A 1,716-nucleotide genomic window follows, 5' to 3' on the forward strand; every position below is an offset into this window, starting at 1 on the left:
TCCAATCTCCGCCAAGCATGCTCAAGCTTCACGATTTTTGCAACAGAGCCGAAACGTCTACATGTACAGCTAACGCCTTGCCAGAGTGCAGTTCGCTCGCAACAACCTGCGCCTTATCCAAGCTCCAGTCGGCCAACACCACGCTAGCCCCCTCATCGGCAAACCGCCGAGCCGTCGCCTCGCCGATACCAGCGGCGGCACCAGTAACTAACACCACTTTGTCAGCAAACCGTAGCATTTCTTTTCCCTTCCATGTATAAAGACAACCACTTTGAAGTTTCGGCCAGCCGTCCAGTGCTGCAACGCGTTTTCGCAGCTACCGAGTGGATCCGATATACGTTAAACCGGCCTGAGAATGCGATACGGCGCTGTTGTTGAGAAACTAAGTGTACTATCCTAGGCCGGCACGACAGCCGCCACCAGATCCGCTTTACTAGCAAGTCTCATGCCAAGGCTTCCGCGTTCGACGAGCGAATCAAATCACGCAGTTTCACGCTGGTATCAGCGAGCTGTTCGGAACGGATAGTCGCCCTGTTACCGACCAATGTCTTGGCCAATGCGAAGTCCTTTGGAGCGTCGATAGCAACAGCGGCCACTAATCGCCCCTCGCATATTCGAAAAAACAGTGCGGCACCTTCTCCCGGAGTGCCACGGAATACATATTCGCCCGCTCCTTCGATATCGCCAGCCATCTGCATTCGATGACCCGCAATTTCGGTCCACGACAAAGGAGTTTGCGGCGCTTCGACTGCGGTCCCCATTATTGCTGCTGCGACGGCGGCCGCCTGAGTCTGGCAATTGAGATAAGTCTCAAGCGACCGTTGGCCGCCGTCGAGGAGTGGCCATGTAGCAGCATCGCCGACCGCGTAAATTCCGTTGGAGGACGAAGCGCCATAACCGTTGACAATCACCCCGCGGTTACAGGCTAAGCCTGCCTCGCTTGCCAGCTCGTCGACGGGTTGGGCGCCGATGCAGATCAGTGCACAATCGGCGTCGAACCGCCGTCCGTCGCTACTGATGACCTCGCGAAGGCGACCTTCTCCAACAAATTCGACAACGCCTGTGTTCAATACAACATTGATACCAAGAGCGCCCAATCTGCCTCTACACCATGCTCCGATCGTCCTTCCTAGTACTCGAGCTAACAGCTCGTCAGCCGCCTCAAGAATAGTTACCTCCAGTCCTAACTTATGAGCCGTGGTAGCCACCTCACAGCCAATCAAACCGCCTCCCATAACGACAAGGCGCGCTCCCCGGATACAACTGAGTTTAAGCCTCTGCACATCGTCAAAATCACGGAGGGTCATAACTCCAGACAGATCCACGCCGGGCAAAGTAGGAACGCGTGCGCGACTACCGGTAGCGATGACTATCCCATCAGCTCTCATGACACGGCCGTCATCTAACGTAACTTCCTGGCGCGCAGCCTGAATCTGCGTTACAGATCTCCCGAACATAGTTTCGACTCTGGCCTCTTCGAACCAGCCCTCTGGCGTTAGCGGGGGAGGGCTTCCAATATCTCCGCTGAGCACCGCCTTTGATAGCGAAGGTCGGTCGTAGGGCATATATGGCTCTCGTCCAATCAAGCAAATGCCCTCCTGGTATCCTTGCGCCCGCAAAGCTTGAGCGGTGCTGACGCCAGCTATGCCACTACCGATGATGATGATTTGTTTCATGAGGACTTGACCTCTCCTCCATCAAGATCGACGAGAACGT

At 55.5% G+C, this 1,716-nt stretch carries 2 protein-coding genes; both read right to left on the minus strand.

Features of this window, described 5'->3' with window-relative positions; all coding sequences use genetic code 11:
• Positions 1-28: 28 nt before the first annotated feature.
• Positions 29-238 (minus strand): SDR family NAD(P)-dependent oxidoreductase, encoded by a 210-nt coding sequence (locus RLDS_RS29390; protein ID WP_021224260.1) that lies wholly within the window; start codon positions 236-238, stop codon positions 29-31.
• Between the two features lie 205 nt (positions 239-443).
• On the minus strand, positions 444-1,676 hold the full coding sequence (locus RLDS_RS29395; RefSeq protein ID WP_021224261.1) for an NAD(P)/FAD-dependent oxidoreductase: 1,233 nt from the start codon (positions 1,674-1,676) through the stop codon (positions 444-446).
• Between the last annotated feature and the right edge of the window lie 40 nt (positions 1,677-1,716).

It is taken from the genome of Sphingobium lactosutens DS20, assembly GCF_000445105.1.
Classification (GTDB): Bacteria; Pseudomonadota; Alphaproteobacteria; order Sphingomonadales; family Sphingomonadaceae; genus Sphingobium; species Sphingobium lactosutens.